Origin of the sequence: Sedimentitalea arenosa, from assembly GCF_016428585.1 — a bacterium.
Lineage (GTDB): Bacteria > Pseudomonadota > Alphaproteobacteria > Rhodobacterales > Rhodobacteraceae > Sedimentitalea > Sedimentitalea arenosa.
Genome location: NZ_JAELVR010000001.1, coordinates 492553 through 517344 on the forward strand (window position 1 = coordinate 492553; position 24792 = coordinate 517344).

25 protein-coding genes are annotated in these 24792 nt (G+C 65.0%); 15 read left to right on the forward strand and 10 right to left on the reverse strand.

The annotated features are described in order from the left end of the window. Positions 1-28: 28 nt before the first annotated feature. Genes JF290_RS02345 through JF290_RS02365 form a run of 5 tightly spaced genes read left to right on the forward strand, consistent with a single transcriptional unit; the run spans position 29 to position 4851 of the window. Complete coding sequence (locus tag JF290_RS02345) at positions 29-1000, forward strand: Bug family tripartite tricarboxylate transporter substrate binding protein (RefSeq protein ID WP_199023116.1); 972 nt, start codon at positions 29-31, stop codon at positions 998-1000. Next, entirely contained in the window at positions 997-1437 is a 441-nt protein-coding gene (locus JF290_RS02350) for a tripartite tricarboxylate transporter TctB family protein (protein WP_227362850.1), read from the forward strand. The genes JF290_RS02345 and JF290_RS02350 overlap by 4 nt, the downstream gene beginning before the upstream one ends. Continuing rightward, positions 1438-2952: a tripartite tricarboxylate transporter permease gene (locus JF290_RS02355; RefSeq protein WP_199023117.1), complete on the forward strand. Its 1515-nt coding sequence runs from the start codon at positions 1438-1440 to the stop codon at positions 2950-2952. It begins immediately after the preceding gene. Beyond that, positions 2949-3818: an NAD(P)-dependent oxidoreductase gene (locus JF290_RS02360; protein ID WP_199023118.1), complete on the forward strand. Its 870-nt coding sequence runs from the start codon at positions 2949-2951 to the stop codon at positions 3816-3818. Before JF290_RS02355 ends, JF290_RS02360 begins: the two co-directional genes overlap by 4 nt. 58 nt (positions 3819-3876) lie before the next feature. Further along, the gene (locus JF290_RS02365; protein ID WP_199023119.1) at positions 3877-4851 is read left to right on the forward strand and encodes an SMP-30/gluconolactonase/LRE family protein; all 975 of its coding nucleotides are present in this window, start codon (positions 3877-3879) and stop codon (positions 4849-4851) included. Positions 4852-4866: 15 nt separating this feature from the next. On the opposite strand, the gene JF290_RS02370 is transcribed toward JF290_RS02365, so the two are convergent. Then, complete coding sequence (locus tag JF290_RS02370; protein WP_227362853.1) at positions 4867-5115, reverse strand: hypothetical protein; 249 nt, start codon at positions 5113-5115, stop codon at positions 4867-4869. A 127-nt stretch (positions 5116-5242) separates the two neighbouring features. Here JF290_RS02370 and JF290_RS02375 point away from each other — a divergent pair, with 127 nt between their 5' ends. Then, complete coding sequence (locus JF290_RS02375) at positions 5243-5884, forward strand: isochorismatase family protein (protein WP_199023120.1); 642 nt, start codon at positions 5243-5245, stop codon at positions 5882-5884. Here the strand turns inward: JF290_RS02375 and JF290_RS02380 are convergent. Continuing rightward, positions 5877-6680: an SDR family NAD(P)-dependent oxidoreductase gene (locus JF290_RS02380; protein ID WP_199023121.1), complete on the reverse strand. Its 804-nt coding sequence runs from the start codon at positions 6678-6680 to the stop codon at positions 5877-5879. The two genes, JF290_RS02375 and JF290_RS02380, sit on opposite strands and share 8 nt — an antisense overlap. Beyond that, entirely contained in the window at positions 6677-7402 is a 726-nt protein-coding gene (locus tag JF290_RS02385; RefSeq protein WP_199023122.1) for an SDR family NAD(P)-dependent oxidoreductase, read from the reverse strand. Before JF290_RS02385 ends, JF290_RS02380 begins: the two co-directional genes overlap by 4 nt. Positions 7403-7507: 105 nt before the next feature. Between JF290_RS02385 and JF290_RS02390 the strand changes: the two genes are divergently transcribed. Further along, entirely contained in the window at positions 7508-8704 is a 1197-nt protein-coding gene (locus tag JF290_RS02390; protein ID WP_199023123.1) for an FAD-dependent oxidoreductase, read from the forward strand. A 16-nt stretch (positions 8705-8720) separates the two neighbouring features. After that, a complete protein-coding gene (locus tag JF290_RS02395; protein ID WP_199023124.1) occupies positions 8721-9470 on the forward strand; it encodes a GntR family transcriptional regulator in 750 nt (249 codons plus the stop codon). Here the strand turns inward: JF290_RS02395 and JF290_RS02400 are convergent. Next, positions 9467-10324: an isocitrate lyase/PEP mutase family protein gene (locus JF290_RS02400; RefSeq protein ID WP_199023125.1), complete on the reverse strand. Its 858-nt coding sequence runs from the start codon at positions 10322-10324 to the stop codon at positions 9467-9469. The genes JF290_RS02395 and JF290_RS02400 overlap by 4 nt on opposite strands. Positions 10325-10490: 166 nt before the next feature. On the opposite strand from JF290_RS02400, the gene JF290_RS02405 reads away from it, so the two are divergent. The 4 genes from JF290_RS02405 (at position 10491) to JF290_RS02420 (ending at position 14654) form a co-directional block, all read left to right on the forward strand. After that, positions 10491-11237: a maleate cis-trans isomerase family protein gene (locus JF290_RS02405; RefSeq protein ID WP_199023126.1), complete on the forward strand. Its 747-nt coding sequence runs from the start codon at positions 10491-10493 to the stop codon at positions 11235-11237. Between the two features lie 21 nt (positions 11238-11258). Beyond that, a complete protein-coding gene (locus JF290_RS02410; protein ID WP_199023127.1) occupies positions 11259-12203 on the forward strand; it encodes a TAXI family TRAP transporter solute-binding subunit in 945 nt (314 codons plus the stop codon). 29 nt (positions 12204-12232) lie between these two features. After that, positions 12233-14095 (forward strand): TRAP transporter permease, encoded by a 1863-nt coding sequence (locus JF290_RS02415; protein ID WP_199023128.1) that lies wholly within the window; start codon positions 12233-12235, stop codon positions 14093-14095. Positions 14096-14384: 289 nt separating this feature from the next. Further along, positions 14385-14654, forward strand: a complete 270-nt coding sequence (locus JF290_RS02420) for a DksA/TraR family C4-type zinc finger protein (protein WP_199023129.1) — start codon at positions 14385-14387, stop codon at positions 14652-14654. 25 nt (positions 14655-14679) lie between these two features. Here JF290_RS02420 and JF290_RS02425 read toward each other — a convergent pair whose 3' ends face one another. Together JF290_RS02425 and JF290_RS02430 are read right to left on the reverse strand one after the other, a co-directional pair. After that, on the reverse strand, positions 14680-14934 hold the full coding sequence (locus tag JF290_RS02425; protein WP_199023130.1) for a hypothetical protein: 255 nt from the start codon (positions 14932-14934) through the stop codon (positions 14680-14682). A 14-nt stretch (positions 14935-14948) separates the two neighbouring features. After that, complete coding sequence (locus tag JF290_RS02430; RefSeq protein WP_199023131.1) at positions 14949-16760, reverse strand: M3 family oligoendopeptidase; 1812 nt, start codon at positions 16758-16760, stop codon at positions 14949-14951. 189 nt (positions 16761-16949) lie between these two features. Here JF290_RS02430 and JF290_RS02435 point away from each other — a divergent pair, with 189 nt between their 5' ends. After that, positions 16950-17270: a hypothetical protein gene (locus tag JF290_RS02435; protein WP_233155082.1), complete on the forward strand. Its 321-nt coding sequence runs from the start codon at positions 16950-16952 to the stop codon at positions 17268-17270. Positions 17271-17276: 6 nt separating this feature from the next. Here JF290_RS02435 and JF290_RS02440 read toward each other — a convergent pair whose 3' ends face one another. Genes JF290_RS02440 through JF290_RS02455 form a run of 4 tightly spaced genes read right to left on the reverse strand, consistent with a single transcriptional unit; the run spans position 17277 to position 21193 of the window. After that, positions 17277-18869, reverse strand: a complete 1593-nt coding sequence (locus JF290_RS02440) for an ATP-dependent DNA ligase (protein WP_199023133.1) — start codon at positions 18867-18869, stop codon at positions 17277-17279. After that, positions 18866-19879, reverse strand: coding sequence for a ligase-associated DNA damage response exonuclease (locus tag JF290_RS02445; protein ID WP_199023134.1), 1014 nt, complete (start codon positions 19877-19879; stop codon positions 18866-18868). The genes JF290_RS02440 and JF290_RS02445 overlap by 4 nt, the downstream gene beginning before the upstream one ends. A 49-nt stretch (positions 19880-19928) precedes the next feature. Next, positions 19929-20903, reverse strand: a complete 975-nt coding sequence (locus JF290_RS02450; RefSeq protein WP_199023135.1) for an alpha/beta hydrolase — start codon at positions 20901-20903, stop codon at positions 19929-19931. Then, positions 20903-21193 carry an SCP2 sterol-binding domain-containing protein gene (locus tag JF290_RS02455; RefSeq protein WP_199023136.1) on the reverse strand — a complete coding sequence of 97 codons (291 nt, stop codon included), beginning with the start codon at positions 21191-21193 and terminating at the stop codon, positions 20903-20905. Before JF290_RS02455 ends, JF290_RS02450 begins: the two co-directional genes overlap by 1 nt. 72 nt (positions 21194-21265) lie before the next feature. Between JF290_RS02455 and JF290_RS02460 the strand changes: the two genes are divergently transcribed. After that, complete coding sequence (locus JF290_RS02460) at positions 21266-21835, forward strand: tetratricopeptide repeat protein (RefSeq protein ID WP_199023137.1); 570 nt, start codon at positions 21266-21268, stop codon at positions 21833-21835. Between the two features lie 26 nt (positions 21836-21861). Further along, on the forward strand, positions 21862-24792 hold the full coding sequence (locus tag JF290_RS02465) for a helicase-related protein (RefSeq protein WP_199023138.1): 2931 nt from the start codon (positions 21862-21864) through the stop codon (positions 24790-24792).

Below are 24792 nucleotides of genomic sequence, written 5' to 3' on the forward strand. Positions count from 1 at the left end.
TCTTGCGGTATTTCTAAGGGAGGAAAGAATGAACGCATCCAGGATTCTCGCGCTGCCGGCGGCCTTGGCCACGGCAACGCTCATGAGCTTCGCCGCGCCGGCGCAAGCGACCGAGTGTATCGCGCCGTCAAACCCCGGTGGCGGCTGGGATTTCACCTGTCGCACCATCGGCCGCATCCTGACCGAACTCGGTCTCGTCGATGGCAACGTTCAGGTCACCAACATGCCCGGCGGAGTCGGTGCGGTCACCTATGCGATGGTCGCCTCGGAGCGCCCGGACGATCCGGAGCTGATCGTTGCAACCTCGACCGTCGGTATCACCCAGATCGCTCAGGGCCGCTATCCGGCGCCGGTCGACGCGATGCGCTGGCTCGGCATGTTGGGCGCGGACGTGGGGGTGGTGGCCGTCAAGGCCGATAGCCCGTATCAGTCGCTCGCCGACCTGACCGCGGCGATGGCGGAGGATCCCGGTGCGCTGACGACGGCGGGTTCCTCGGCGATCGGCGGGTGGGACCACATCCGGCTTCTGATGGTCGCGCGTGAGGCCGGCGTCACCGACCTGCCGGCGATTCGCTGGGTACAGTTCGATGGCGGCACCGACGCGGTGACGCAGATGCTGGGCGGGCAGATCGACATCGTGTCGACCGATATCTCGGAAATCGGCGGGTTCGTGCAGTCCGGTGACATCCGCGTTCTCGGCTTCATGTCGGACGAGCGTGTGCCGGCCTATGCCGACGTGCCGACCATGAAGGAGCAGGGCATCGACATGACCGGCTACAACTGGCGCGGGCTCTACACCGGCGGCGAGGTGAGCGATGCGGATTACGAGGAATGGGTTGCCAAGCTCGAAACACTCTACACATCGGAGAACTGGCAGAGCGCCGCGGTCGAGTTCGGCCTGGTTCCGATCTGGCGCGGTGGGGCCGATTTCGAAGCCTATGTGCGCGAACAGGAGCAGGTGACCGCCGACATCTCGCGCGATATCGGCGTGATCCAGTGATCAGCGTCAGACTGCTGGGGGCCGCGATCTTTCTGATCGCGGCTCTCTACACGTATTATGGGCAGGGGTATTCCGTTGCGTTCGGCGACGTGCTTGGCCCATCGGTCTTTCCGGTGATCGTGGGAGTCCCGGCGATGCTGTTGTCGGCCTCCCTGGTGGTCTTCCCTTCCGGCCAGGTCGAATGGCCGGATAGGTCGCATATCCTGCGCCAGGTCGCGGCGCTGGCGATCCTTCTTGGCTATGCCTGGTCGCTCAAGCCGCTGGGCTTCCCGCTCGCGACCTTCGGGCTGATTGCCGCGCTGGCCATCGTTCTGGGCGGCAACCCCATGCGGGCGCTGGTGCTGGGCGCCGCGATGTCGCTGGGTCTGTGGGTGCTGTTCGACCAGGTTCTGGGCCTGCCGCTGGCCTTCCTCGGCTCGGTGTTCGGGGGGCGATGAATGGAAACGCTGTCGCTGCTGGCGACCGGCTTCTCGGTCGCGTTGACGCCTCTCAACCTGCTGCTGCTGTTCACCGGCTGTTTCGTCGGCACGCTGATCGGCGCGCTGCCGGGGCTGGGCCCGGTCAACGGCGTGGCGATCCTGATCCCGCTGACCTTCGCCTTCGGACTGGATGCGACGTCCTCGCTTATCCTGCTGTCGGCGGTCTATTTCGGCACCATGTACGGAGGCCGGATCAGCTCGATCCTGTTGAACATTCCGGGCGACGAACCGGCGGTTATGACGACGCTCGACGGGTTTCCCATGGCCCAGCAAGGCCGCGCGGCGGATGCGCTGGCGCTGTCGGGGGTGGCTTCGTTCGTGGGCGCGACGATCGCGGTGATCGGCCTGTCGATGTTCGCCCCGGTGCTGGCGCGGGCGGCGATCCATTTCGGACCGGCGGACTACTTCGCGCTCTACATCCTCGCCTTCGCCACCATCGGCGGCGTGGCTGGGGTCGACCCGCGCAAGACGCTGCTCTCAGGGCTGATCGGCCTGATGATCGCAACCGTCGGGTTGGACCCCATTTCGGGCATCCCGCGTTACACGGCGGACAGTTTCCATCTCTATGACGGGATCGAGCCGATCGTGGCCTTGGTCGGACTGTTCGCGATCTCGGAAATCCTGATGCTGCTGGAAAAGCACCTGAAAGACCGGGCGGCAGCGATCCGGGTCGACACATGGATCCCCTCTCTGTCGGTGATCCTGTCGACCAAGTGGTCGATGCTGCGCGGTTCGCTGATCGGTTTCGTCGCCGGGGTTCTGCCGGGGGCAGGGGCCTCGCTGGGGTCCGTGATGGCCTACACGGTCGAAAAGCAGTCCTGCGACAAGGATGGAACGTTCGGCAAGGGCGACCCGCGCGGCGTGGCGGCTCCGGAAGCCGGCAACAACGCCGCCTCGGGCGGGGCGCTGATCCCGATGCTGAGCCTCGGCGTGCCGGGGTCCGGCACCACGGCGGTGATGCTGGCGATGCTGATTTCGCTCAACGTGCAGCCCGGGCCGCTGCTTTTCGCGCGTGATCCCGAACTGGTCTGGGGGCTGGTCGCTTCGCTCTACATGGCGAACGTGACTCTCCTGATCCTGAACCTGCCGATGATCGGCCTGTTCACGCGGTTGATGGCGGTGCCGACCTGGGCACTGATGCCGATCGTGGCGGCGGTGAGCTTCGTGGGGGTTTTCTCGATCTCCAACTCGGTTTTCGATCTCGAGGTCATGATCGCGTTCGGGGTGCTGGGCTATGTCCTGCGCAAGATGGATGTCAGCCTTGTTCCGCTGGTTCTGGGCCTGTTGCTGGGCGGCGACATGGAGCGCAACCTGCGTCGCGCCATGTCGATCTCGGACGGCGACTGGAGCATCCTGCTGCAAAGCTGGATCTCGATCGTGCTCTACGTAATGACGGTCTGTTTCCTGGTGTTGTCGGTCTGGCTCGCGTTGCGAGATGCCAAGCGCGACAAGGCGCGGGTGTTCGAGGCATGAACTGGGGCTTTGTCGGCCTCGGCCAGATGGGTCTGCCGATGGCGCGGCGGCTGTCCGCGCGTGTCGACCTGCGCGCGTACGACCTCCGGAGCGGCGACTTCGCTGGACTGGACACGGTCGAAACAGCGGCGGAGCTGTCGGGTTGCGAGGTGCTGGTGACCTGCCTGCCCGACGGGCGCGCGGTGCGGAATGTCCTGTTCGGCGAGCCCGGGTTGGCTGACAGCCCGGAAAGGCCCGGGGTCGTGATCGATACGTCGACCACGACGCATGCTGCGGCGCTGGACATCGGCGCGCGGCTGGCCGAGCGGGGCATTGCGTTCCTCGATGCCCCGGTGTCCGGCATGCAGGCACGGGCCGAGGAGGGCACGCTGACCATGATGGTGGGCGGCGCGGCCGAACAACTTGCGCCGCTGCGCGACCCGCTCGGGGCGATGGCCTCGCGCATCCTGCATGTGGGGCCGGTGGGGGCAGGGCAGCTGGCCAAGCTGACCAACCAGCTGCTGTTCGACATCAACATGGCTGCGCTGGCCGAGATCCTGCCGATCTCCGCCAAGCTGGGGCTCGATCCCGGACAGGTGGCCGAGATCGTCAATTCCGGCACCGGTCGCAGTTATGCCAGCGAGTTCTTTCTGCCCAACATCCTTCAGGGTGTGTTCGACCAGGGCTATCCGATGCAGGCGGCCTACAAGGACCTGATCGCCGGGGCCGCCGTCACCAACGAGAACGGGTTTCCGGCACCGGTGCTGGCGGCCGCCACGGCGACCTACCAGCAGGCGCTTGCAGAAGGCTTCGGCGGCGAGGACAAAGGCGCGATGATCAAGGTGTTCGAGCGCCTGGTGGGGGCCGCGTTCAGGAGCCGGGAGTGAGTGTGCCTGCGCAGATGCCGACACGCGAAACCGTCCGAGGCTGCCCGGTGGGCGCGGCATGAGCGGTCTGCGCCATGTCGGCCACGGGTTGCGGCGGCCGGAGTCGGTGCTGGCCACCGCCTCCGGCGATCTCTTCTGCTCGCATGCGGGGCATGGTGTGGCGCGGATCTGTCCGGACGGGCGGCAGTTCGTTCTGGCGCCGCCCACCGATATCGGCGGGCGTCCCGTCCAGCCCAACGGGATCGCGCTGCGCCCGGACGGCAGTTTCCTGATCGCCAACATCTCGGATAGCGGCGGGCTGCTGGAACTGGATGCCGACGGCGTCCGCCTGTTTCATTCCTGCGCACGGGGCGGCGCGTCGCCGCCGGTCAATTTCGTGCTGATCGACGAGTTGGGCAAAACGTGGATCACGGTGTCCTCGACCTATTCACCGCGCAGCCTCGCCTATAACCGGCAGACCGCGAACGGCTTCGTCGCGGTGATCGAAGGCGGAACGATGCGCGTCGTTCTGGAGGGGCTTGCCTATACCAACGAGATCCGCGCCGACTATGAAAACGGGTGGCTCTACGTGGCCGAGACGATGGGTCAGAGAATCAGCCGGGTGCGGCTGGACGAAGACGGGCTGCATGGTGCGCCCGAGCTTTTCGCGCAGATGCCGCGCGGCGCATTCGTCGATGGGTTGGAGGTGGATGCGGAGGGCGGTGTGCTGGCCGCCTGCATCATTTCGAGCGAGCTGATCCGTATCGACCCGGACGGCGGGCAGCACGTCGTCACGGGCGAACGGATCGCGGATTGGGTGGACGAGGTCGAGACAGCGTTTGACGCAGGCCGCATGGACCGTCCGCACCTTGACACATCCCCGACCCGGCGGCTGCGCAACCTTTCGAGCCTGGCCTACACGGGACCCGCGCTGGACCAGATCGTGTGCGGCAACCTGCTCGACGACAGGCTGCCGGTGATCGCGGCGCCGGTTCCGGGGCGCAGACCACCTCATTGGACAACGCAGGTCCCGATCTGGGGCGAAGCCTTCTGAATGCGCAGAGGACGCTCAGGCCCCGCTGGCGCGGGACAAGTCGGCCAGCCAGGGGATGGTTCGGTCCGCCGCGGCGCGCGCCGCCTCCGCGCTGGCAAAGACGCGGTCGCCGTGATGGCCGACGCTGAACCAGCCGTGCGGGTCTTCGGGGTCGCGGCGGAATTCGTCAAAGCCGAAGCTGCCATCGGGGCGGCAGAAAACATCGACACAGAGGCCGCCGCCTGGTGCGTCGATCGACTGCATGACCTTGTTGCGATGCGCCACCTGCGGCTCCCGTGAATGCCGTCCAGAGGCAGCCTAGCACTGCAGGCGAGCAACGCACAGGCCGGATGAACTGGACAACGGGCGCGAATGCGGCACACTCGCGGCCAGCGGGGACGAGGAGGTGCGAATGACCGATACACTCGAACAGAATTACGAGAAGGCCGGATATCACGCGCAGCAAAGCTGGGGCACGCGACCCGCTCTGGTGCTGGTCGATTTCGCGCAGGCCTATTTCGATCCGGAGGCGCCGCTGTTTGGCGGCGAGGGCTGCGCGGCGGCACGCGACCACGCGATCACACTTGCCGAGGCCGCCCGTGCGGTTGGGGTGCCGGTGATCTTCACCGAGGTGAAATACCAACCGGGCGGCGGCGACGGAGGCGCGTTCTATGCCAAGGTGCCGGCGCTGTCCTGTTTCGATGCCGGGCGCGACACGCAACGGCTGGTCGACGGGTTGCGCGTCGAACCTGGCGACCTGATGATCACCAAGCAGTATCCCAGCGCCTTCTTCGGCACGTCGCTGGCTGCCACCCTGCAGTTTCACCAGATCGACACGCTGATCATCGGCGGGTTGACCACCTCGGGCTGTGTCCGCGCGACTTGCATCGACAGCATCTCGTCAGGCTTCGTCACCCTGATCGCGCATCAGGCCTGCGGTGACCGGGCCACCGGGCCGCACGAGGCGAACCTGTTCGACATGAGCGCCAAATACGCGGACCTGGTCGGCACAGATGACGCGGTCGCCTACATGAAGTCCTGCGCGGCTACATGATCCGGGGTGGCGCGCCGTGGTCGTCCCGTGCGGCGTCGGGGTCGGCGTCGTCCCACAACCGCGCGATGTAGCGTGCGCCGGTGATCCCGTCAGAGGCTGCCGAGGCGAGCCACACCGCCGGGGCGCGCATGATGTCCGGCTGCAGCAGATTGCCGTCAGCTCCCCTGCGGATGGGCGAAGGCGGCAGCAGGTCGGTATCGGTGGCGCCACCAGGCAGTAGCACGTTCACGTCGATTCCCGTGCCGTCGAGATCGGCCGCCCAGATTCGGCTCGCCGCCTCGAGAAACGCCTTGCTTGGCCCGTAGGGCGCATAGCCGCGCCGTACCATGGTCTGGTCCGAGGTCGAGATGTTGATGATCTTTCCGAAGCCCTGAGCAAGCATGTAGGGCACCGCCTCGCGAGCCATCAGGAACGGGCCCGTGGCGTTGGTGGTCGCGATCCGGATCCAGGCGTCGGGATCGGCTTCCCAGAATCTGGTAGGCTGCGTTGTATAGCTCTCGGAGATCACGCGCATCCCGAGGCCCGCGTTGTTGATCAGAACGTCGAGTCGCCCGAAACTGGCCACCGTTGTCGCGACCGCCTGTTGCGCCGCGTCGCGGTCGGTGACATCGGCGGCGATCGCGATGGTGCTGCCGCCAAGTGCTGCGCGAGTCTTGTGCAGGGCTTCGGAGTCACTGGCCCCGGTGATCGCGATCCGGGCGCCGGCGTCGGCCAGGGCCAGCGCCATTTCCCGCCCCAGTCCGCGCGCGCCGCCGGTGATCAGCACCACCCTGTCGTCCAGCGAGATCTTGGTCATGGCATGTATCCTCCGCCGTTGATCCAGAGCACTTGCCCGGTGATGAAGCCTGAGTCCGGTCCCAGCAGGAACAAGATCGGACCGACCACGTCCTCGGGCGTCGCGATGCGGGCAAGCGGCGTGGCCGCGGCCATCGCGTCGAGGTCGAGCGGCGCCTGGTCGCGGCGCGCGCGTCCTTCGCCGCCGCGCAGGAACGCGGTGTCGAGCACGCTGGGCGCGACCGCGTTGACCCGCACATCGGGGGCGGATTCGAGGGCCAGCGTCTTGGTCAGGCTGATCATTCCGGCCTTGGCGGCCGCATAAGGGCCGAATCCGGGGCGCGCATGCGCGCCAAGTCCCGAAGCGACATTCACCATCGCGCCCTTTCGCGCCTGCAGGGCGGGCAAAGCGGACTGGGCCGCGAGGAAGGCGCCGCGCAGATTGCAGGTCATCACATCGTCGAACTCGGCGAGCGTGGTGTCGGCCAATCGCTGGCGCGGCGACATGAACCCGGCGAGATTGACGAAGCCGTCCAGCGGGCCGATCCCGTCAAAAGCGGTGCTGACTGAGCCCGGATCGGACAGGTCAACCGGGCGCACGATCACGTCCGGTGGTGCCGGGTGCGCGGCCAATGACGCCGCGAGGTCGAGCACGGTGACGCGCCAGCCTTCGGTCCGGGCCCGAAAAGTCAGGACCCGTCCGATCGCACCGGCGCCGCCGAGTATGGCAAGTCTGCGTGTCATTCCCCAACATCCTGCGCGGCGCGTAAGATTTGTCCAGACAAATTTACCTTGACCCTGAGGACCTCTCGCATACCGTAAGCTGCGACGCCGCAGGAGGGGATGCCGATGAACGCCGAGAAAAGGGTCTTGATCTCAGGTGCCGGGCCTGTCGGGCTGGTCGCGGCGGTGTCGCTTTTGGCCGAAGGCATACCGGTCACGGTGCTGGAGGCCTCTTCGGATCTGGCGGTCGATCTGCGCGCGTCGACCTTCCATCCTCCCACGCTCGATTTTCTTGATCGTCTGGGTCTTGCGGACGGGCTGATCTCGCGCGGCATCAAATGCCCGCTCTGGCAGTTCCGCGACCGCAAGGAAGGCGAGGTGGCCACGTTCGATCTCGGTCTATTGAAGGACGAAACGGCGCATCCCTACCGTTTGCAGGCCGAGCAGTGGAAGTTGACCGAAGCGGCCCGCGCGCGGCTCGACGCCGATACCGGAGCTGAGCTGATCACCGATATCGTGGTCGAGGAGGTGACGCAGGATGCGGACGCGGTGACGGTCACGGCACGCCGCACCAGTGGCGAGGTCGAAACCTTCCGCGCCGCCTACCTGATCGGCGCGGACGGCGCGCGCTCCACCGTGCGCAAGTCGACCGGCGTGAACTTTCCCGGTCTGACGATCCCGGAAATCTTCCTCTCGCTGTCGACGCCCTTCCGCTATGATCAGGCGATCGAGGGGCTGGCCGATATCTGCTATATCTCGGACCCCGAGGAATGGCTGGTGCTGCTGCGCACGCCGACGCTCTGGCGGGTGTTGTTCCCGACCGATCCGACCCTGAGCGACGAGGCCATTCTCGATCCCTCACGGATCGAGGAACGGATGCAGGCGCTGCTGCCCGGGGCGCCCTACGAGATTGCGCACAAGACCGCTTATCGCGTGCACGAGCGTGTGGCCGACAGGTACGTACATGGGCGCGTGTTTCTGGCCGGGGATGCGGCGCACCTCAACAACCCGTTGGGCGGGATGGGGATGAATGGTGGCATCCATGATGCGGTGAACCTGGCGGAGAAGCTGGCGCAGGTTTGGCGCGGCGCCCCGATCGACCTCATGGACCGTTACGAGCGGCAACGGCGCAAGGTGGCGATCGAGACAGTGCAGGCCCAGGCGTTGCGCAACCGCGCCGTGCTGAACGAAACCGACCCTGAAAAGCGCCGCGCCTATCATGACGAGTTGCGCGCGACGGTGAATGACCCCAAGAAGCACCTGGCTTACGTGATGCGTTCCTCGATGATCCAGTCGCTGCGCGATCTCGAGGACGTGTCCTGAACCGAAGGACCCGGTGATGTCGGACATGCAGCGCAGGGCGCGGACGCCGCGATACCTGGAAATCCTCAACGCCCTGCGTGCGGATATCGGCGCGGGTACCTATGCGGTGGGCGCCCTGCTGCCCAGCGAGGCGAGTCTCTGTGCGCGGTTCGACGTATCGCGCTTCACGGTGCGGGAGGCGCTGCGCCGACTCGAGGCCGAGGGCGTGGTATCCCGCACCCAGGGCGCGGGAAGCCGTGTTCTGCGGGCCACGCCGTCGGGCGTGTTCGTTCAGAATTACCGCTCGGTCTCGGACCTGACGCAATATGCCGCCGAGACCGAGCTTGAGTTGCTGAAAGTCGAGGACACGATTCTCGATGACAACACGGCCGCCCGGCTGGGCCAGGACGCGGGAGAAACCTGGCTTTTGCTGCACAGCTTGCGCCGGTCGGCCGAAGGGACCCCGCTGGCGGTGGTCGAAAGCTATGTGCCGCAGCGGTTCAGGGATATCGCGCCGGGGCTGGCCCGGGCGAAGGGGCCGATCTATGCGGGTCTTGCGAAAGCGGCAGGGGCGCGGATCGAACGGGTGATTCAAGAGACCCAGGCCCTGCCTGCGCCCCGTCACGTCGCCGAGGCGCTTGGGGTGATCGAACAGTCACCGGTTCTGCGCATCCTGAGACGCTATTCCACAGCGACGGACCTGTTGATCGCATCCTTCAACTGGCACCATGGCGGTGACCGTTACATCCACCGCACGCGCATCGGGCTCGAGCGGGAGGACGGCTAGACTTCGGCCCATTTGCGGTCGAAGGCCCAGACGTCTTCGAACCCCATGAGTTTGCTGAAGTCTCCGAAATCCTCGAGTGCGACGGCAGATACGTCGCCGCTGTCGGCCAACGCGCCGTAGGCGTGCTTGAGTGCCTCGCCCACGGCGAGGAAGCCGAGCGCGGGATGGATGCCGATGGCAAAGCCCAGTTGCGCAAGCTCGGCCGAAGGCAACACCGGGGTGCGCCCGCCCGACACCATGTTGGCCAGTGTCGGCTTGCCGATCCGGTCGTTGATGATGCGCATCTCCTCAACGGTTTCCGGTGCCTCGATGAAGATCACGTCGGCGCCGGCCTTCTCGAAGGCCTCGCCCCGCCGCAGCGCCTCGTCCAGACCGAGGGCCGTGCGGCTGTCGGTGCGCGCGATGATGAGGAAGTCAGCACTGGAGCGGCTGTCGCAGGCGACCTTGATCTTGGCGATCATGTCTTCGAGAGGCACGACGCGCCGGCCCGGCGTGTGGCCGCATTTCTTGGGGTACTCCTGGTCCTCGATCTGGATCGCCGTGACCCCGGCGGCCTCGTATCCGCGCACCGTGTGGCGCACGTTCAACAGACCGCCATAGCCCGTGTCTGCATCCGCGATCACCGGCGTCTGCGCGCCCTCGACGATGCGGCGCACCCGGCTTTCCATGTCGGTATAGGTCATGATCCCGGCGTCGGGCAGGCCAAGATGGGACGCGGCGATGCCGTAGCCCGTGACGTAGAGCGCCGGAAATCCCATTCGGTCCGCTACAAGGGTCGAGATCATGTCGAAGACGCCCGGAGCGGCGATGAACTCGCCGGCCTCGATCATCTGTTTCAGCTTGGGGTCGGCCATCTTTTCCTCCCGTCGGATCTGCGGATCGAAAACGCGGCGCATGGCCGGACAGGATCGTGCATAGACCGCGATCCGGGGCGGGGTCAATAATTTGTCCAGACAAATTCTTGACGGATCGAGAATTGCGTTGTCTTATTCTTGCAGAACTGACGGAGAGGGGCGGCTCATGTCGAAGGATGCGCGGGGATGGCGATGCAAGTTTGCAGTCGTCGCGCCCTCGACCAACACCATCGTGCAGCCAGACATGGACGACCTGCGAGTGTCGGGTGTCACCAATCATTTCGGGCGCATCTACGTCCCCAACATGAAGGTCGGCAACGATGAGGAATTCGTCGCACTGGTCGAGGCGATCGGCGCGACGCTCTACGATGCAGTGGATCGCTGTTCGACGGCCGAGCCCGACTACCTGATCATGGGCATGTCGGCGCTGATGTTCTGGGACGGACGGGCGGCATCGGAAAAACGGATGCAGGCCCTGTCCGATCATTGCGGCCTGAAGGTCTCGGCCGGCTCCTTTGCCTGCGAAGCGGCGTTGAACCTGACGGGTGCGCGGCGAATAGCGGTCATTTCGCCCTACTTTCCGGTGTCGGACAGGAACGTGACACTGTTCTTTGAGGATTGCGGGTTTGAAGTGGTGCGGTTTCGCGGCCTGAAATGCCCCAGCCCTGTGGCTATCGCCCAGGTGCAGGAAGACACGCTGCGCGCCCATGTCGCCGAGATGGACGGCAACGACGTGGACGCTTTCGTCCAGGTCGGAACCAATCTCAGCATGTGCAGGCTCTGCACCGAACTCGAGACGGAGTACGGCAAGCCTTTCATTGCGATCAACGCGGCGACCTATTGGCATGCGTTGCGTGCGATGGGGATCAACGACCGGTTCGCGGGGCATGGGCCCTTGTTCGAACATCACTAGAAAAACGGGGAGATGGCACAGATGAAGATGAGACACCTGACAGCGGCCACGTTGGCCTTTACACTTGGCGCGTCGGCGGTGGCGGCGGAACTGGCCGCACTGGGCTCGACCGCACGCGGTGGCACCAGCCAGGTCGGCCGCACGCTGGCGGCTGCGATTTCCGAAGTGGGCGAGCTGCAGATGCGCCCGCAGGAGCTGGCCAATACCGCCGATTACATTCCGCTGGTGAATGCGGGCGAGATCGAGTTCGGCATCGCCAACGTGGTGCAACTGACCTACGCGGTGACCGGCACCGGCATGTCCGAGGGCCGCCCGAACGAGAACCTGCAGATGGTCGCGACTCTCATGCCCTTCCGCAACGCCTATATCGTGCGCAAGGACAGCGACATCCGGTCGATCGCCGATCTGGCGGGCAAGCGTGTCCCGGTCTTTGCGGACAAGGCACTGGGCGATTACGTGACGCGCGGATATTTCGCCAATGCGGATGTCGGTCTTGACCAGGTCGACGGCGTCGCGGTGCCGAATTTCCCGCGCATGTGGTCGAGCTTCGCCGAAGGGTCCGCTGACGTGGCGATCGTGGTCGTCGGCGCGGGCAACAGCCGCGAATACGATGCGTCGTTCGGAATTCGCTACCTGTCGTTCGACGACAGCCCCGAGGCGCTGGAGCGGATGCGGGAATACCTGCCGCAGACCTACCTGCAGCAGATGCCCGCCGGCAGCGTACCGGGAATCGAGGAGCCGACCTTCGTCAACGTCTTCGACTATACCCTGTTCGCGGGCAAGGAAGTGTCCGAGGACATGGTCTACAAGGCGGTCAAGGCACTTTGGGACAAAGAAGCCGACCTGCTGGCCGGGGGACCGTTCTGGAACGGGTTCACCAAGGAAATCATGGCCAAGGAAGTCGGGCTGACCTATCACCCGGGCGCGATCCGGTTCTACAAGGAAATGGGTATCTGGCCTGAGTAAACAGGGCAGAATCCTTGGCTGATCGAGTGATGCGTAACGTCACGCGCGGCGAACTGCGCGTGACCGCCGTGCTGGCCGCGCTGATCACCCTGACGGCGGTGATGTGGTCGTCTGGCGCGCCGCTGTGGATCGGGTGGCGGGTCTATTCCGAACAGGTGCTGATCGCCGCGCTGGCCTTCGCCATGGCCGTGGCCTTCATCACCAGTCCGACCGGTCCGCGCTGGGGGACGCGGTTCGCGGCGGTGGCGTCGCTCGGGTTCGGCGCGTGGCTGGCGGTGCGCTTCCCGACCCTGTCGGAAAACGTCTTCTACCACCCGACCGAGGCACTGATCGTCTCGGTCATCGGCTTCGTGCTGCTTCTGGATGCGGTGCGGCGCACCATGGGATGGAGTCTGATCGTCATTCTCGGCTGCGTCTGCCTCTACGCGCTGTTCTCAGGCAGTTTCTCGGGTCCGCTGCAGAGCCGCTCGATCCCGCCTGACCGGCTGCTGACCTTCCTGATGCTGGACAGCGCGTCGTTGGCCGGAGCGGCGCTGTCGATCGCCGTGGCGGTGGTCGTGCCGTTCCTGATCCTGTCGCAACTGCTGCTCGCGACCGGCGGGTCGGCCTTTTTCTCGGACCTGTCTTTGGCGCTGGCAGGGCGGAAACGGGGCGGCGCGGGCAAGATCGCGATCCTGGGATCGGCCTTCTTCGGCTCGGTCTCGGGCAGTGCGGTGTCCAACGTCGCCTCGACCGGAGCGATCACCATCCCGATGATGAAGGATGGCGGTTATCGCGCGCGGACCGCCGGTGCCATCGAGGCGGCGGCGTCGACCGGCGGGCAGCTCATGCCGCCGATCATGGGAGCCGCGGCCTTCCTGCTGGCCGAAAACCTGCAGGCCAGCTATGTCGACGTGATGCTGGCGGCTCTGATCCCGTCGCTGCTTTACTACTTCAGCCTGTTCGTGTTCGCCGATCTCGAAGCCGGGCGCCTGAACATCGCGCGCGTGTCCGAAGATCGCATTCCGCCGCTTGGCCGGGTGGTGCGGCAGGGCTGGTTCGTCTTCATGCCTTTCGCGGTGCTGCTGGTCGGGTTGTTCAGCTTCAACCTGCGGCCCGAGACCGCCGCACTGGCGGCTGTATTGGTGCTGCTCGGATTGTCTTTGGTGCAGACCTACGATCGCAGCCGTGTCAGCGCCAAGGTGCTGATTGGTGTTCTGGTCTCGGCCGGGCGGGCGGCGGTAGAGATCATCCTGATCTGCGCCATCGCGGGCATGATCATCGGTCTGGTGGCGCGATCGGGCCTGTCCTTCGGTCTCGGCTTCTTCCTTGTGCAACTGGGCCAGTCGAGCCTTGTCCTGCTGCTGATCATCACGGCTTTTGTGTGCATCGTCATGGGCATGGGACTGCCGACGGTCGGCGTCTACCTGTTGCTGGCCTCACTGGCCGCGCCGCCGCTGGTCGAGCTGGGTCTGCAGCCGATGGCGGCGCATCTCTTCGTTCTCTATTTCGGGATGCTGTCGATGTTGACGCCACCGGTGGCGATCGCGGCCTTCGTCGCGGCCAACATGGCCAAGGCGCAACCGATGGCCACCGCGGTCGAAGCGGTGCGGATCGGCTGGCCGGCCTACCTGATCCCGTTCTTTTTTGCCGCCTCGCCGGCGCTGCTGTTCGATGGCCCCGCCTGGATGATCGCGGTGACCGCGACCAAGGCGATGTTCGGAGTCTATGCCGTGACCGGTGCGATTGTCGGATACCTGGGACGCGACCTGACGGGGGGAGAGCGTCTTGTGATTGCGGGTGTCGGTCTTGCCATCCTCTGCCCGTGGGAGGCCTTTGCCGGGGCGGGTTGGCTTAATGCCGCCGGCTTGGCGCTTGGGGCAGGGGCCCTTGCGCTGCGCCGAATCGCCTGAGGCGGACGGCCCCTTCTCAGGCATCAGCCAGGTGAGGGCGCGCCACGACAGGCAGTTGCCGGAGCCGATCGTGCATGACCACACGCATTTCGGCAGTTGGAGCCAGCGTGACGCGCCTCCGGGCAATTAGGACCGACGCGATAGATCGCGCAAAACCCTTAGTGAAGCGCAGCGTCCGGCACACCGGTCCTTCGGCCGCAGCCCCCTTGCCTTCGTCCCGCAGTTTCGTTTTTGCGCCACAGACCCAAACGGGTTACCCTGAAGTCCGTAACCGAAGGGAGAGGGAGATATGGCCGGCGGATGGACGCGCGATGGAGCGGTGAGCGAACAGATCGAAGTCTCGATCGCAGATGAACTGGCTCGGTTGAAGGCGCGCAAGTCGCAGGTCGGCGAAAGCCTTACCCATTGCGCCGAATGCGACGAGCCGATCCCCGAAGCGCGTCGCACCGCGATTCCGGGCGTTAAACTGTGCATCGAGTGTCAGTCCGAACGCGACGGCCGCACAACGCCGCGCGGCGGGATCAACCGGCGCGGCAGCAAGGACAGCCAGTTGCGCTGAGAGGCCGAAACGCCGATATCGCGGATCAGCCCTCCGAAGAGCCGTTTCCTGTGAGGCGGGACCAGAAGTCCTTCAAATCCTCCCAGATGATCACCACGCCAAGCGGCAACATCCAGAAGCCGAGCACAGGGAGGAAACCGAACACACCACCGGCAATCAGCAGGATGCCGAGCAGCAGACGCAAGCTCTTGGGCACGTTCTTGTTGGTCCACGCCAAACCCCACTGGATCTGGCGTTTGAGTTTGTGCAGCGCCCTGTGCAACCAACCGCGCTCCTCCATCGGGATCCCTTTCCTCAGTCCTGCATCGCCTCGAGTTCATCGATCAGGGAAGCGATCAGTTCGAGGCCCTTGTTCCAGAACGCCGGATCCGATGCGTCGAGTCCGAACGGTGCCAGCAGATCCTTGTGGTGCTTGGAGCCGCCGGCTTTGAGCATCTCGAAATACTTGTCCTCGAACCCCTCGGGTTGATCGCGATAGACCGAGTAAAGCGCGTTCACCAACCCGTCGCCAAAGGCATAGGCATAGACGTAGAAGGGCGAATGGACGAAATGCGGGATGTAGGCCCAAAAGGTCTCGTAGCCGTCCATGAAATCGAACGCCGGCCCAAGGCTGTCTGCCTGCACCGACATCCAGAGCGCGTTGATGTCGTCGGGCGTCAGTTCGCCGCCACGGCGGGCCTCGTGCAGCTTGCATTCGAAATCGTAGAAAGCGATCTGACGCACCACGGTGTTGATCATGTCCTCGACCTTGCCGGCCATCAGCACCTTGCGCTGTTCCTTGGTCTCGGCAGCGTCCAGCATCTTGCGGAAGGTCAGCATCTCGCCGAAGACGCTGGCGGTTTCGGCCAGGGTCAGAGGGGTGGAAGAGAGCATTTCGCCTTGGCCGGCAGCGAGAACCTGGTGGACGCCATGGCCGAGCTCATGTGCGAGTGTCATCACGTCGCGTGGTTTGCCGAGGTAGTTCAGCATCACGTAAGGATGCACGTCGGTCACCGTCGGGTGGGCGAAGGCACCGGGCGCCTTGCCGGGTTTCACGCCGGCGTCGATCCAGCCCTTGTTGAAAAACGGCGCGGCAGTCTCGCCCATGCGCGGATCGAACGCGTTGTAGGCGTCCATCACCGTCTTCTGTGCCTGGTCCCATGAGATCACCCGCGGATCCTGCATCGGAAGCGGGGCGTTACGATCCCAGATTTGCATCCGGTCCAGTCCGAGCCACTTGCGCTTGAGCTCATAGTACCGGTGGCTGAGCTTGGGATAGGCCGCTACGACCGCGCTGCGCAGCGCCTCGACGACCTCGGGTTCGACATCATTGGAAAGGTGGCGCCCCGTCTGCGGCGTCGGCATCCCGCGCCAGCGGTCGACGATCTCCTTCTCCTTGGTCTGTGTATTATGCACACGCGCGAAGATCTTGATGTTCTCGGAAAAGACATCCGCCAGTTCGCGTGCCGCCATCTCGCGCCGGTCGCGATCCTGCTCGGTCAAGAGATTCAGCGTCGCTTCGATGTTGAGCGGTTCGCCGTCGATCTCGAATGTCAGGCCGGCGATGGTTTCGTCGAAAAGCCGCTCCCACGCGTCACCGACAACTCCGAGATCGTGCAGGAACTTCTCCAGCTCGTCGCTGAGCTGATAGGGCTTCATGGCGCGGATGCGGTCGAAGACGGGCTTGTAACGGGCAAGCTCGGCATTGGCGGCGAAATGCGCGTCCAGCGCGCCGTCATCGAGGCGGTTGAGCTCGAGCGTGAAGAAGACGAGCGGCGTGGTGAAATTGGTGATCTTTTCCTGCATGTCGGACATGAACTTGGCCCGACCCGCATCGGTGGTCTTTTGGTAGTAGCGCAGGCCGGCGAAGGACATGATGCGTCCTGCTACCGCGCTGATGCGTTCGTTGCGAAGCACGCAGTCCAGCAGGCCCTTGGCATCAAGCTGTGCCAGCTTGCCCTCGTAGTCAGCGGCGAACCCGGCGCAGGCGCTTTCGAGCCAATCCAGGTCACGCTTCAGTTCGGCCGCGTCTTCGCCGCTGTAGAGATCGCTCAGGTCCCACTCCGGAAGGTCGCCCAGACCGTCGTTTCCTGAGGTGGAATTGGCGTCAAAACATGGCGTCGTCATGGTGTCGTTCCTTTTTTGGCTTGCTTGCGCAGATAACAACTGGGCGCGCAAATTCAAATTTTTCGCACAAATGACGCGTTTTCTGCCCTTCCACAAGCGAATCCCCTATCACGCGAATGCGTCTCGATGGGTCAGGTCACGGGAATGGGAGCCAGACCGGTCATGTTGCAAACGGGAGGAGCGCGGATCGTGCGCCATGCCAGCGGTACCTGCCTCGTCGGCCTGTCCGGTGTCAGCCGGAGCCGCGCCGAGATCACCTCGGATTGCGATGCGCCGCTGTCGGGGCCGACTGTGTCGGTCGGCGAGACCGTGACGTTGACGGATCGTGCCCTGCGGGTGTTCCTCTCGGGGGCTATCGACGGCGATGCGCGGCTGGCGATCAACGGGTTGCAGACGCGGATGGTCAGCGTCGGCGAGGCGTTTTCCGTCGAGGCGGGTGATCGGACCTGCACCGTCAGGGCGCGGGGGATCCGCGGCAAAGCCCTCGGCCTGACCGCCAGCTGCGGCTGACCGCTCTCAGCCGTAGAGGGCGAGCAGCGCTTTCAGGTCGTCCAGCGTGTTGGCCTCGCTCACCGGCTTGTCGCGCCGCCAGCGCGACATGCGTGGAAAACGCAGCGCGATGCCCGACTTGTGGCGCGGGCTGGCGTGGATGCCCTCGAAGGCGATCTCGAACACGTGCTCCGGCGTCACCTGCCGCACCGGTCCGAAGCGTTGCAACGTGTTGCGGCGCACCCAGGCCGTGATCTCGCGGAACTCGACGTCGGTCAGACCCGAATAGGCTTTGGTGAAGGGCACCAAGTCGTCGCCGTCACGCACAGCGAAGGTGAAATCGGTGAACAGGTTCGCCCGGCGGCCATGGCCGGATTGCGCATAGATCATCACCGCGTCCACCGTAAGCGGGTCAAGCTTCCACTTCCACCAATCGCCTTTCCGGCGGCCGGCAAGATAGGGGCTGTCCAAGCGCTTCAGCATCAATCCCTCGGCGCGGTTGTCCCGCGCCGTAGTGCGAATGCGGGCCAAGTCGGGCCAATCGTCGAACGCGATCAGGGGTGGCAGCCGCAGCGCGTGCTGCGTGGTCGCGGCGGCCAGCAACCGTTCGAGCTGCGCGCGTCGTGTGCTGTAGGGCTGGTCGCGCCGGTCGACCCCGTCCCATTCCAACGCGTCATAGGCCGCGAAGACGACCGGAGCCTGCCGCAACAGCGATTTCGGCAGGTTCTTGCGTCCGATGCGTTTCTGCAGGGCGTTGAAGGGCATCGGGCCATCTTCGTCCCAGGCCATGATCTCGCCGTCCAGAACCGTGCCGTCGGGCAACAGGTCGACCGCCCGTGCCAGTTCCGGGAACCGGTCGGTCATCAGTTCTTCGCCGCGCGACCATACGAAATGCTGCCGGTTGCGCACGATCAGCTGGCCGCGGATGCCGTCCCATTTCCACTCCGCGGACCACTCCTGCGGCGATCCGAGCGCATCCGGCGCACCCTCGATCGCATGGGCGAGGTAGAACGGGTAGGGGCGCGACAGGTCCCCGCCCAGGTCATCGCCCAGGATCAGGTCGTGAAAGCTGACCGTATCGGGTGTCCAGTTGCCCATCAGTCGGTGTGCCAGTTCCGAGGCTTCCTTGCCGGTCGCCTCGGCCAGCGCGCGGGTCATCAGTTTCTGGCTGACACCAATCCGGAACCCGCCTGTCATCAGCTTGTTGAACAGAAACCGTTCGGTCGGTGTCAGCTGCTCCCAGGCGGCGAGAACCAGCGGCTTGCGCTCGGGCTCCGGCCGGGCGGCGATCTCCTTTAGCACCGTGATCCAGTGGGTCAGGGGATGGTCGCTGGTGCGGGTCGGCGGGGGCAGGATCAGTGCGATGGTTTCGGCCAGATCCCCGACCACCGGATAGGCCTCCTCGACCAGCCAGAGTGGCAGCCCGGCTCGCTCGGCGGCCCATTCGCGCAGCCGGGTCGTGGTCACTGCACGTTTCGGCCGCCGACCCGAGAACAGCGCGATCGTCCAGAGCCTGTCCTGCTCGGGCGCGGTGGCGAAGTACTCCGCCAGTGCTGCGACCTTGACGGTGGTTCGCGTGGTCTGGTCGATGCGGTTGAAGAGGGTGGCGAAGGCCTTCATGACTCCTCGCTATCCTGCAGCGTTTCGCCTTCGTATTCCGTGGGAACCACGTCTGCATCCAGGCCGCCCTCGCGCAGCCATCGCGCGAAGATATCCGTGTAACCATGTGTCACGTATATTTTTTCCGCACCTGTCGCGGCGATGGCCTGGTTCAACCCGTCCCAATCCGCGTGATCCGAGATGACAAAGCCCCGGTCGGCGGCGCGCCGCCTGCGGACACCGCGCATCTGCATCCAGCCGCTTGCGAACCCGGTCGATACTGGGCCGAAGCGACGCATCCAGGCTCCTCCCAGGGCGCCCGGCGGAGCCAGCACAATGGCGCCCAGGTGATCCTTGGTTTTCGTGTCGGGCGTTACCTGCGCCGTCGGCGGCAGCCGCAAGCCCTGGTCGCGCAGGACCTGCGTCGTCGCTTCGATCGCACCGTGGGTCAGGATCGGTCCGATGTCCTCGGTCAGGAGCGACAGCACCCGTTGCGCCTTGCCCAGGGAGTAGGCCCCGAGCACTGGCGTCACGCCTCGATCGACCGAATTGCGCCACCAGTCCAGCAACTCGCGCGCCACAGCGTCCTGCGCAGGCCAGCGGAAGACCGGCAGACCGAAGGTGCTTTCGGTTATGAAAACATGGCAGGGCACCGGGCTGAACGGTTCCGACAGGCCATCTTCGATCGTCTTGTAGTCGCCCGATGCAACCCAGCATTCGCCGTCAACCTCGACCCTGATCTGGGCCGATCCGGGCACATGGCCCGCTGGGTGAAACGAAACCGTCGCATCGCCGATCCGCTGCGTCTGCTCATACGCCACGGTTTGGAGCCGGATCTTGCCCAGCCGGTGCCGGAGCACCGGTGCCGCGCTGCGGGTTGCCAGATAGGAGGCGTGCCCCGGGTGCGCATGATCTGCATGGCCGTGGGTCAGTAGCGCCCGTTTGACCGGACGCCAGGGATCGATGAAGAAATCGCCCGCGGGGCAGTAAATGCCCCTGTCGGTAAATGTCAGAACCGGATCGCGCGTCATGCCGGTCAGGGTAGCGCGCCGTGCGGCGCTGACCACATGGCGTCGTGGATCAGGCCGAAACGGCCGTATCGCGCTCTCGCACGTCGCCGGTGTTGAACAGGTGTTCGATCCGGTCGAAGACGTGGCCGCGGATTTCGGGCGTCTCCATCAGCACCTCGTGCCGGGCGCCGTCGATCACTTCAAGCTGGCCGCGCGGCCAACGATCCATGCGGCTGCGCACCGCGTCGCAATCGACGATCGATTCGCCCGCGCCGAGGAAGGTGATGCAGGGGATATCGGGGGACGCCCGGCGCGACAGGGCGCGGCATTCCATCAGGCTCTCGCGCAGCCAGACCAACGTCGGGCCGCCGATTCCCAGTTCGGGATGCGCCTTCATCTGGTCCTGCATCAGCCGGTACATCTCGGGGTCTGTTGTCAGGCTGTTGCCGTCGAATTCCTGCGCCAGCACATAGCTTTCATAGCGCGTCGTCGGCGGCAGGCGCGAGCCCATCCCGACCATCGGCGCCACATGCGAGAGAGCCCAGCCAAAGGGTTTCAGCGCTGGCGACATGTAGATGCCCCACATCGGTCCGGTAAAGACGCAGGATTGAACCGGGAGTCCTTCCATCACTGCGCGCAGGCCGATTCCGCCGCCCATCGAATGCCCGATCATGTGGAACGGGCGCGGCAGGTCCACGTCGCGCGCCAGCCGCATCGCCGCGGCGATGTCGCGGTGATAGTCGCTGAACACGTCCACATGGCCAAGTCGCACGTCGTCCAGAAGCCGGTCGGACAAGCCTTGTCCACGCCAGTCGATGATCAGCGTCGCAAACCCGCGCTCTGCGAAGGTCTCGGCCAGCATTCCGTATTTCTCGATGTATTCGGTACGGCCGGGAAACATCAGAACCGTGCCGCGGGCGGTGCCGTCCGGGCGCCAGATGGCGACCCGAATCCGCACGCCATCGGAGGCGCGCAACCAATAGGCGCGCCCACCTTTGGGCACGCCGACCATGTCGTCAAACAGCGGCGCCTCCGAGCGTGTCATCAGGCGAGAACGGCTGCCAGTTTCATCGCCATGCCCATGTCGCCGTCAACCGACAGCTTGCCGGACATGAAAGCGCTGGTGGGGTTCATGTCGCCTTCGAGGATGGCGCGGAACGTGTCGGCATCTGCGCTCAGGGTCACGTCCGCATCGTCGTCGGACACCCGCGCGCCCTCGCTGGTCATCACGATCGAGCCTTCGTCGGCGATCGCGAATTTGGCGACACCATCGAAATCGGCTGCGGACAGTTTGCTGTTCAATTCGGCCGCGGCCTGTTCAAGAAATTCGCTCATGTTCACTCTCGTTGCTATTTGACACGCTCGTGTCTGGAAATCACTGCGCATCGCGTTACACTACAAATCGATATGAGCGTTATCCATCCCATCCGCAAAGGTATCGTGGCGGCAATTGTCGCCATAGTAATGAATTCCATACCTTTGGCCGCCCAAAACGCCGATTCCCAAGACGAGGCCGAATTGCTCGCCGCCCTGTTGCAGGCGGATTCGGCCGAGGCCAAGCGGCTCGAGCGACAGTTGCAGCGGCTGTGGTCGCGCAGCGGATCGGCATCCATGGATCTTCTTCTGAAGCGCGGACAGGATGCGCTGGAAACCGAGGACTATACCGCCGCGATCGAACATCTGACGGCCCTCACGGATCACGCGCCCGATTTCGCGGAGGGCTGGAACGCGCGGGCATCGGCCTTTTTCCATTCAGAAAGATATGGCCTCGCGCTGTCCGATCTGGAAACCGCGCTGTCGCTGAACCCCAACAACTACACCGCGATCTTTGGACTCGGCACCATTCTCGAGGAACTGGGGCAGGACGACCTGGCCTTTCGTGCCTATGAACGGGCCAAGTCTATACATCCCCACTTCGAGGACGTAACCAAGGCGATGGACCGGCTGCGGTCGGATGTCGAAGGCGAGTCACTTTAGGTCCCGACAGGGGCGGGGGGCACATCGTGACCGGGTCACACAGGGTGGCGGCCGTTCTCGGGCCGACCAACACGGGCAAGACGCATTACGCCATCGAAAGGATGCTGGGCTACAGGAGCGGGGTGATCGGCCTGCCCCTGAGACTGCTCGCGCGCGAGGTCTATGATCGGATCGTGGCCATTCGCGGCCCCTCGGTGGTGGCGCTGGTCACCGGAGAGGAACGGATCGTGCCGCCGCGCACGCAGTACTGGGTGTGCACCGTCGAGGCGATGCCAGAGGGCATGGGCTGCGATTTTCTGGCGGTGGACGAGATTCAGCTCTGCGCCGATCCCGAGCGCGGCCATGTCTTCACCGACCGATTGCTGCGCGCCCGCGGCCGGCACGAGACCCTGTTCCTTGGCAGCGACACGATGCGCGGTCCGATCGCGGCGCTCGTGCCCGAGGCGCAGTTCCAGCGTCGCGAGCGGATGTCGCAGCTGACCTATGTCGGAGCGAAGAAGGTCAGCCGGATGCCGCCGCGCAGCGCCATCGTCGGGTTCTCGGTCGAAAACGTCTATGCGATCGCCGAATTGATCCGCCGCCAGAAGGGCGGCGCCGCGGTGGTGATGGGGGCGCTCAGCCCGCGCACCCGAAACGCTCAGGTCGATCTCTACCAGAATGGCGAAGTGGATTATCTCGTCGCCACGGATGCCATCGGCATGGGGCTGAACCTCGATATCGACCACGTGGCGTTTTCCGCCCTGACCAAGTTCGACGGACGGCGGATGCGACCGCTGGCGCCCAACGAGTTGGCCCAGATCGCCGGAAGGGCGGGTCGCGGCATGTCCAATGGCACCTTCGGCGTCACGGGCGAAGCCCGCCCGCTCGAGGAGCCGGTGGCGCAGGCGATCATGGAACATCGCTTCACACCGCTGAAAAAACTGAACTGGCGCAACGCGGCGCTTCAATTCGGCTCGGTCGCGGCGCTGATCCACGCGCTCGAAATTTCGCCGCAGGACGAAATACTGGTCAAGGCGCGCGAGGCCGACGACCTGTCAGCGCTGAAGTCGCTGGCCCAGGTCGCCGAGGTCGCGGCCCGGGCCTCGTCGCCCGCTGCCGTACGCCTGCTGTGGGATGTCTGCCGCATCCCCGACTTTCGCGGCATAAGTCACGCGGAACATGCAGGGCTTCTGGAAGTTATCTTCGGACATCTGCACGAGACCGGGCATGTGCCCGACGACTGGCTTGCGCGCCAGATCAAGCGGATCGACCGGGTGGACGGCGACATCGACGCGCTCAGCAAACGGCTCGCCTATATCCGTACGTGGACCTATGTGGCGCAACGCAAGGGCTGGACGCGTGACGAAAGCCATTGGCGCGGACTGACCCGCGCTGTAGAAGACAGGGTGTCGGACGCGCTGCACGACCGTCTGACGCAGAGATTTGTGGACCGGCGCACATCCGTGCTCCTGCGCCGGCTCAAGCAGAAGGAGGCCCTCTTGGCCGAAGTGAATGACAAGGGTGAAGTGACCGTCGAAGGCGAATTCGTCGGACGGCTTGAAGGGTTCCGCTTTCTCGCGGACAAGTCCGCCGCCGCCGGTGCCGAGGAAAAGGCCGTGAAATCCGCCGCGCTGCAGGCGTTGGCGCCGCACTTTCATCTGCGCGCCGACCGTTTCTACAACGCGCCGGACACCGAGATCGACTTCACCGAACAGGGTGGTCTGATGTGGGGCGACCAGGCGGTCGGAAAGCTGGTCGCGGGTTCCGATGCTCTGAAACCGCAGGTCGAGGTCTTCGTCGATGACGTGGCGGGACCGGAAGTTGCCCAGAAGGTGCAGCGCCGGTTGCAGCATTTCATCGACCGCAAGGTCGCGGCCCTGTTCGAGCCGCTGCTGACGCTGCAGCGCGACGAAGAGCTTTCAGGCATTGCGCGCGGCTTCGGTTTCCGGATGATCGAGGCAATGGGTATTCTTCCCCGGTCCGAGGTGGCGCAGGAGGTCAAGGATCTCGACCAGGATGCGCGCGGCGCGTTGCGCAAACACGGCATCCGCTTCGGCCAGTTCACGATCTTCATGCCGCTGCTGCTGAAACCCGCGCCGACGCGCCTGCGCCTTGTGCTCTGGTCCTTGATAAAGGGTCTGCAGGAGTTTCCGGAGGCGCCGCCGCCGGGTCTTGTGACCGTGCCGGCGATCCAAGACGCGCCCAGCGGCTATCACACGATGTGCGGCTATCGCGCGGCCGGGCAGCGGGCGGTGCGGATCGACATGCTGGAACGGCTCGCCGACCTTTTGCGCGCGCAGGACAGCAGGGCGGGGTTCGAGGCGAAGCCCGACATGCTGTCGATCACAGGGACGACGATGGAACAGTTCGCCGACCTGATGCAGGGGCTGGGCTACAAGGCGGAGCGAGGCGAGCGGATAAAGGCAAAGCCGGTCGATCAGCCCGCCACAGAGACCCCGGTGGTGTCCGATGACACGCCGGTGATGGATGTGGCCGATGCCGAGACGACCCCTCCTGTGGTCCCGGTTCCCAACGTCGAGACCCCGCCTGCAGTCGATACACCGGCCGAGGTGGAAGCGATTGCCGATCAGGGCGCGGCACCGGTGGCCGAAGACCCTGCCGAGACCGTCGCCCAGGAAGATTCGCTACCCGAAACCAGTGACGCGACCGAGCAGCCGATCGGCGCACCTGCCGATGCCGATGGGGCGACGCAAGCCGAAACCGAGGTGTTCTATACGTTCACCTGGGGTCGCACGGTGCAGGGCGGCCAGCGTGGCAAACCCGCACAGGGTCGTGGCAAGCCTCAAGGCAAGGGCAAGCCGCGTGGCAAGGCGGGCAGCCCGAAAGGTGGCAACCGGCAGGGCGAGCGGGGCCAGACCTCCAAATCGTTCTCCGCACGACCGCCGAAGCCCGAGAAGAAGATCGACCCCGACAATCCCTTTGCCGCCGCGCTCATGGGTTTGAAGGACGGCAAATAG

Excerpts from the sequence above, each read along its gene's own strand:
- JF290_RS02410 (WP_199023127.1), top strand. The coding sequence starts at position 11,259 with ATGAAGATGAGACACCTGACAGCGGCCACGTTGGCCTTTACACTTGGC.
- JF290_RS02430 (WP_199023131.1), bottom strand. The coding sequence starts at position 16,760 with ATGACGACGCCATGTTTTGACGCCAATTCCACCTCAGGAAACGACGGT.
- JF290_RS02360 (WP_199023118.1), top strand. The coding sequence starts at position 2,949 with ATGAACTGGGGCTTTGTCGGCCTCGGCCAGATGGGTCTGCCGATGGCG.
- JF290_RS02420 (WP_199023129.1), top strand. The coding sequence starts at position 14,385 with ATGGCCGGCGGATGGACGCGCGATGGAGCGGTGAGCGAACAGATCGAA.
- JF290_RS02405 (WP_199023126.1), top strand. The coding sequence starts at position 10,491 with ATGTCGAAGGATGCGCGGGGATGGCGATGCAAGTTTGCAGTCGTCGCG.
- JF290_RS02395 (WP_199023124.1), top strand. The coding sequence starts at position 8,721 with ATGTCGGACATGCAGCGCAGGGCGCGGACGCCGCGATACCTGGAAATC.
- JF290_RS02450 (WP_199023135.1), bottom strand. The coding sequence starts at position 20,903 with ATGACACGCTCGGAGGCGCCGCTGTTTGACGACATGGTCGGCGTGCCC.
- JF290_RS02415 (WP_199023128.1), top strand. The coding sequence starts at position 12,233 with ATGCGTAACGTCACGCGCGGCGAACTGCGCGTGACCGCCGTGCTGGCC.
- JF290_RS02345 (WP_199023116.1), top strand. The coding sequence starts at position 29 with ATGAACGCATCCAGGATTCTCGCGCTGCCGGCGGCCTTGGCCACGGCA.
- JF290_RS02385 (WP_199023122.1), bottom strand. The coding sequence starts at position 7,402 with ATGACACGCAGACTTGCCATACTCGGCGGCGCCGGTGCGATCGGACGG.
- JF290_RS02390 (WP_199023123.1), top strand. The coding sequence starts at position 7,508 with ATGAACGCCGAGAAAAGGGTCTTGATCTCAGGTGCCGGGCCTGTCGGG.
- JF290_RS02425 (WP_199023130.1), bottom strand. The coding sequence starts at position 14,934 with ATGGAGGAGCGCGGTTGGTTGCACAGGGCGCTGCACAAACTCAAACGC.
- JF290_RS02400 (WP_199023125.1), bottom strand. The coding sequence starts at position 10,324 with ATGGCCGACCCCAAGCTGAAACAGATGATCGAGGCCGGCGAGTTCATC.
- JF290_RS02445 (WP_199023134.1), bottom strand. The coding sequence starts at position 19,879 with ATGACGCGCGATCCGGTTCTGACATTTACCGACAGGGGCATTTACTGC.
- JF290_RS02375 (WP_199023120.1), top strand. The coding sequence starts at position 5,243 with ATGACCGATACACTCGAACAGAATTACGAGAAGGCCGGATATCACGCG.
- JF290_RS02365 (WP_199023119.1), top strand. The coding sequence starts at position 3,877 with ATGAGCGGTCTGCGCCATGTCGGCCACGGGTTGCGGCGGCCGGAGTCG.
- JF290_RS02455 (WP_199023136.1), bottom strand. The coding sequence starts at position 21,193 with ATGAGCGAATTTCTTGAACAGGCCGCGGCCGAATTGAACAGCAAACTG.
- JF290_RS02380 (WP_199023121.1), bottom strand. The coding sequence starts at position 6,680 with ATGACCAAGATCTCGCTGGACGACAGGGTGGTGCTGATCACCGGCGGC.
- JF290_RS02460 (WP_199023137.1), top strand. The coding sequence starts at position 21,266 with ATGAGCGTTATCCATCCCATCCGCAAAGGTATCGTGGCGGCAATTGTC.
- JF290_RS02440 (WP_199023133.1), bottom strand. The coding sequence starts at position 18,869 with ATGAAGGCCTTCGCCACCCTCTTCAACCGCATCGACCAGACCACGCGA.
- JF290_RS02355 (WP_199023117.1), top strand. The coding sequence starts at position 1,438 with ATGGAAACGCTGTCGCTGCTGGCGACCGGCTTCTCGGTCGCGTTGACG.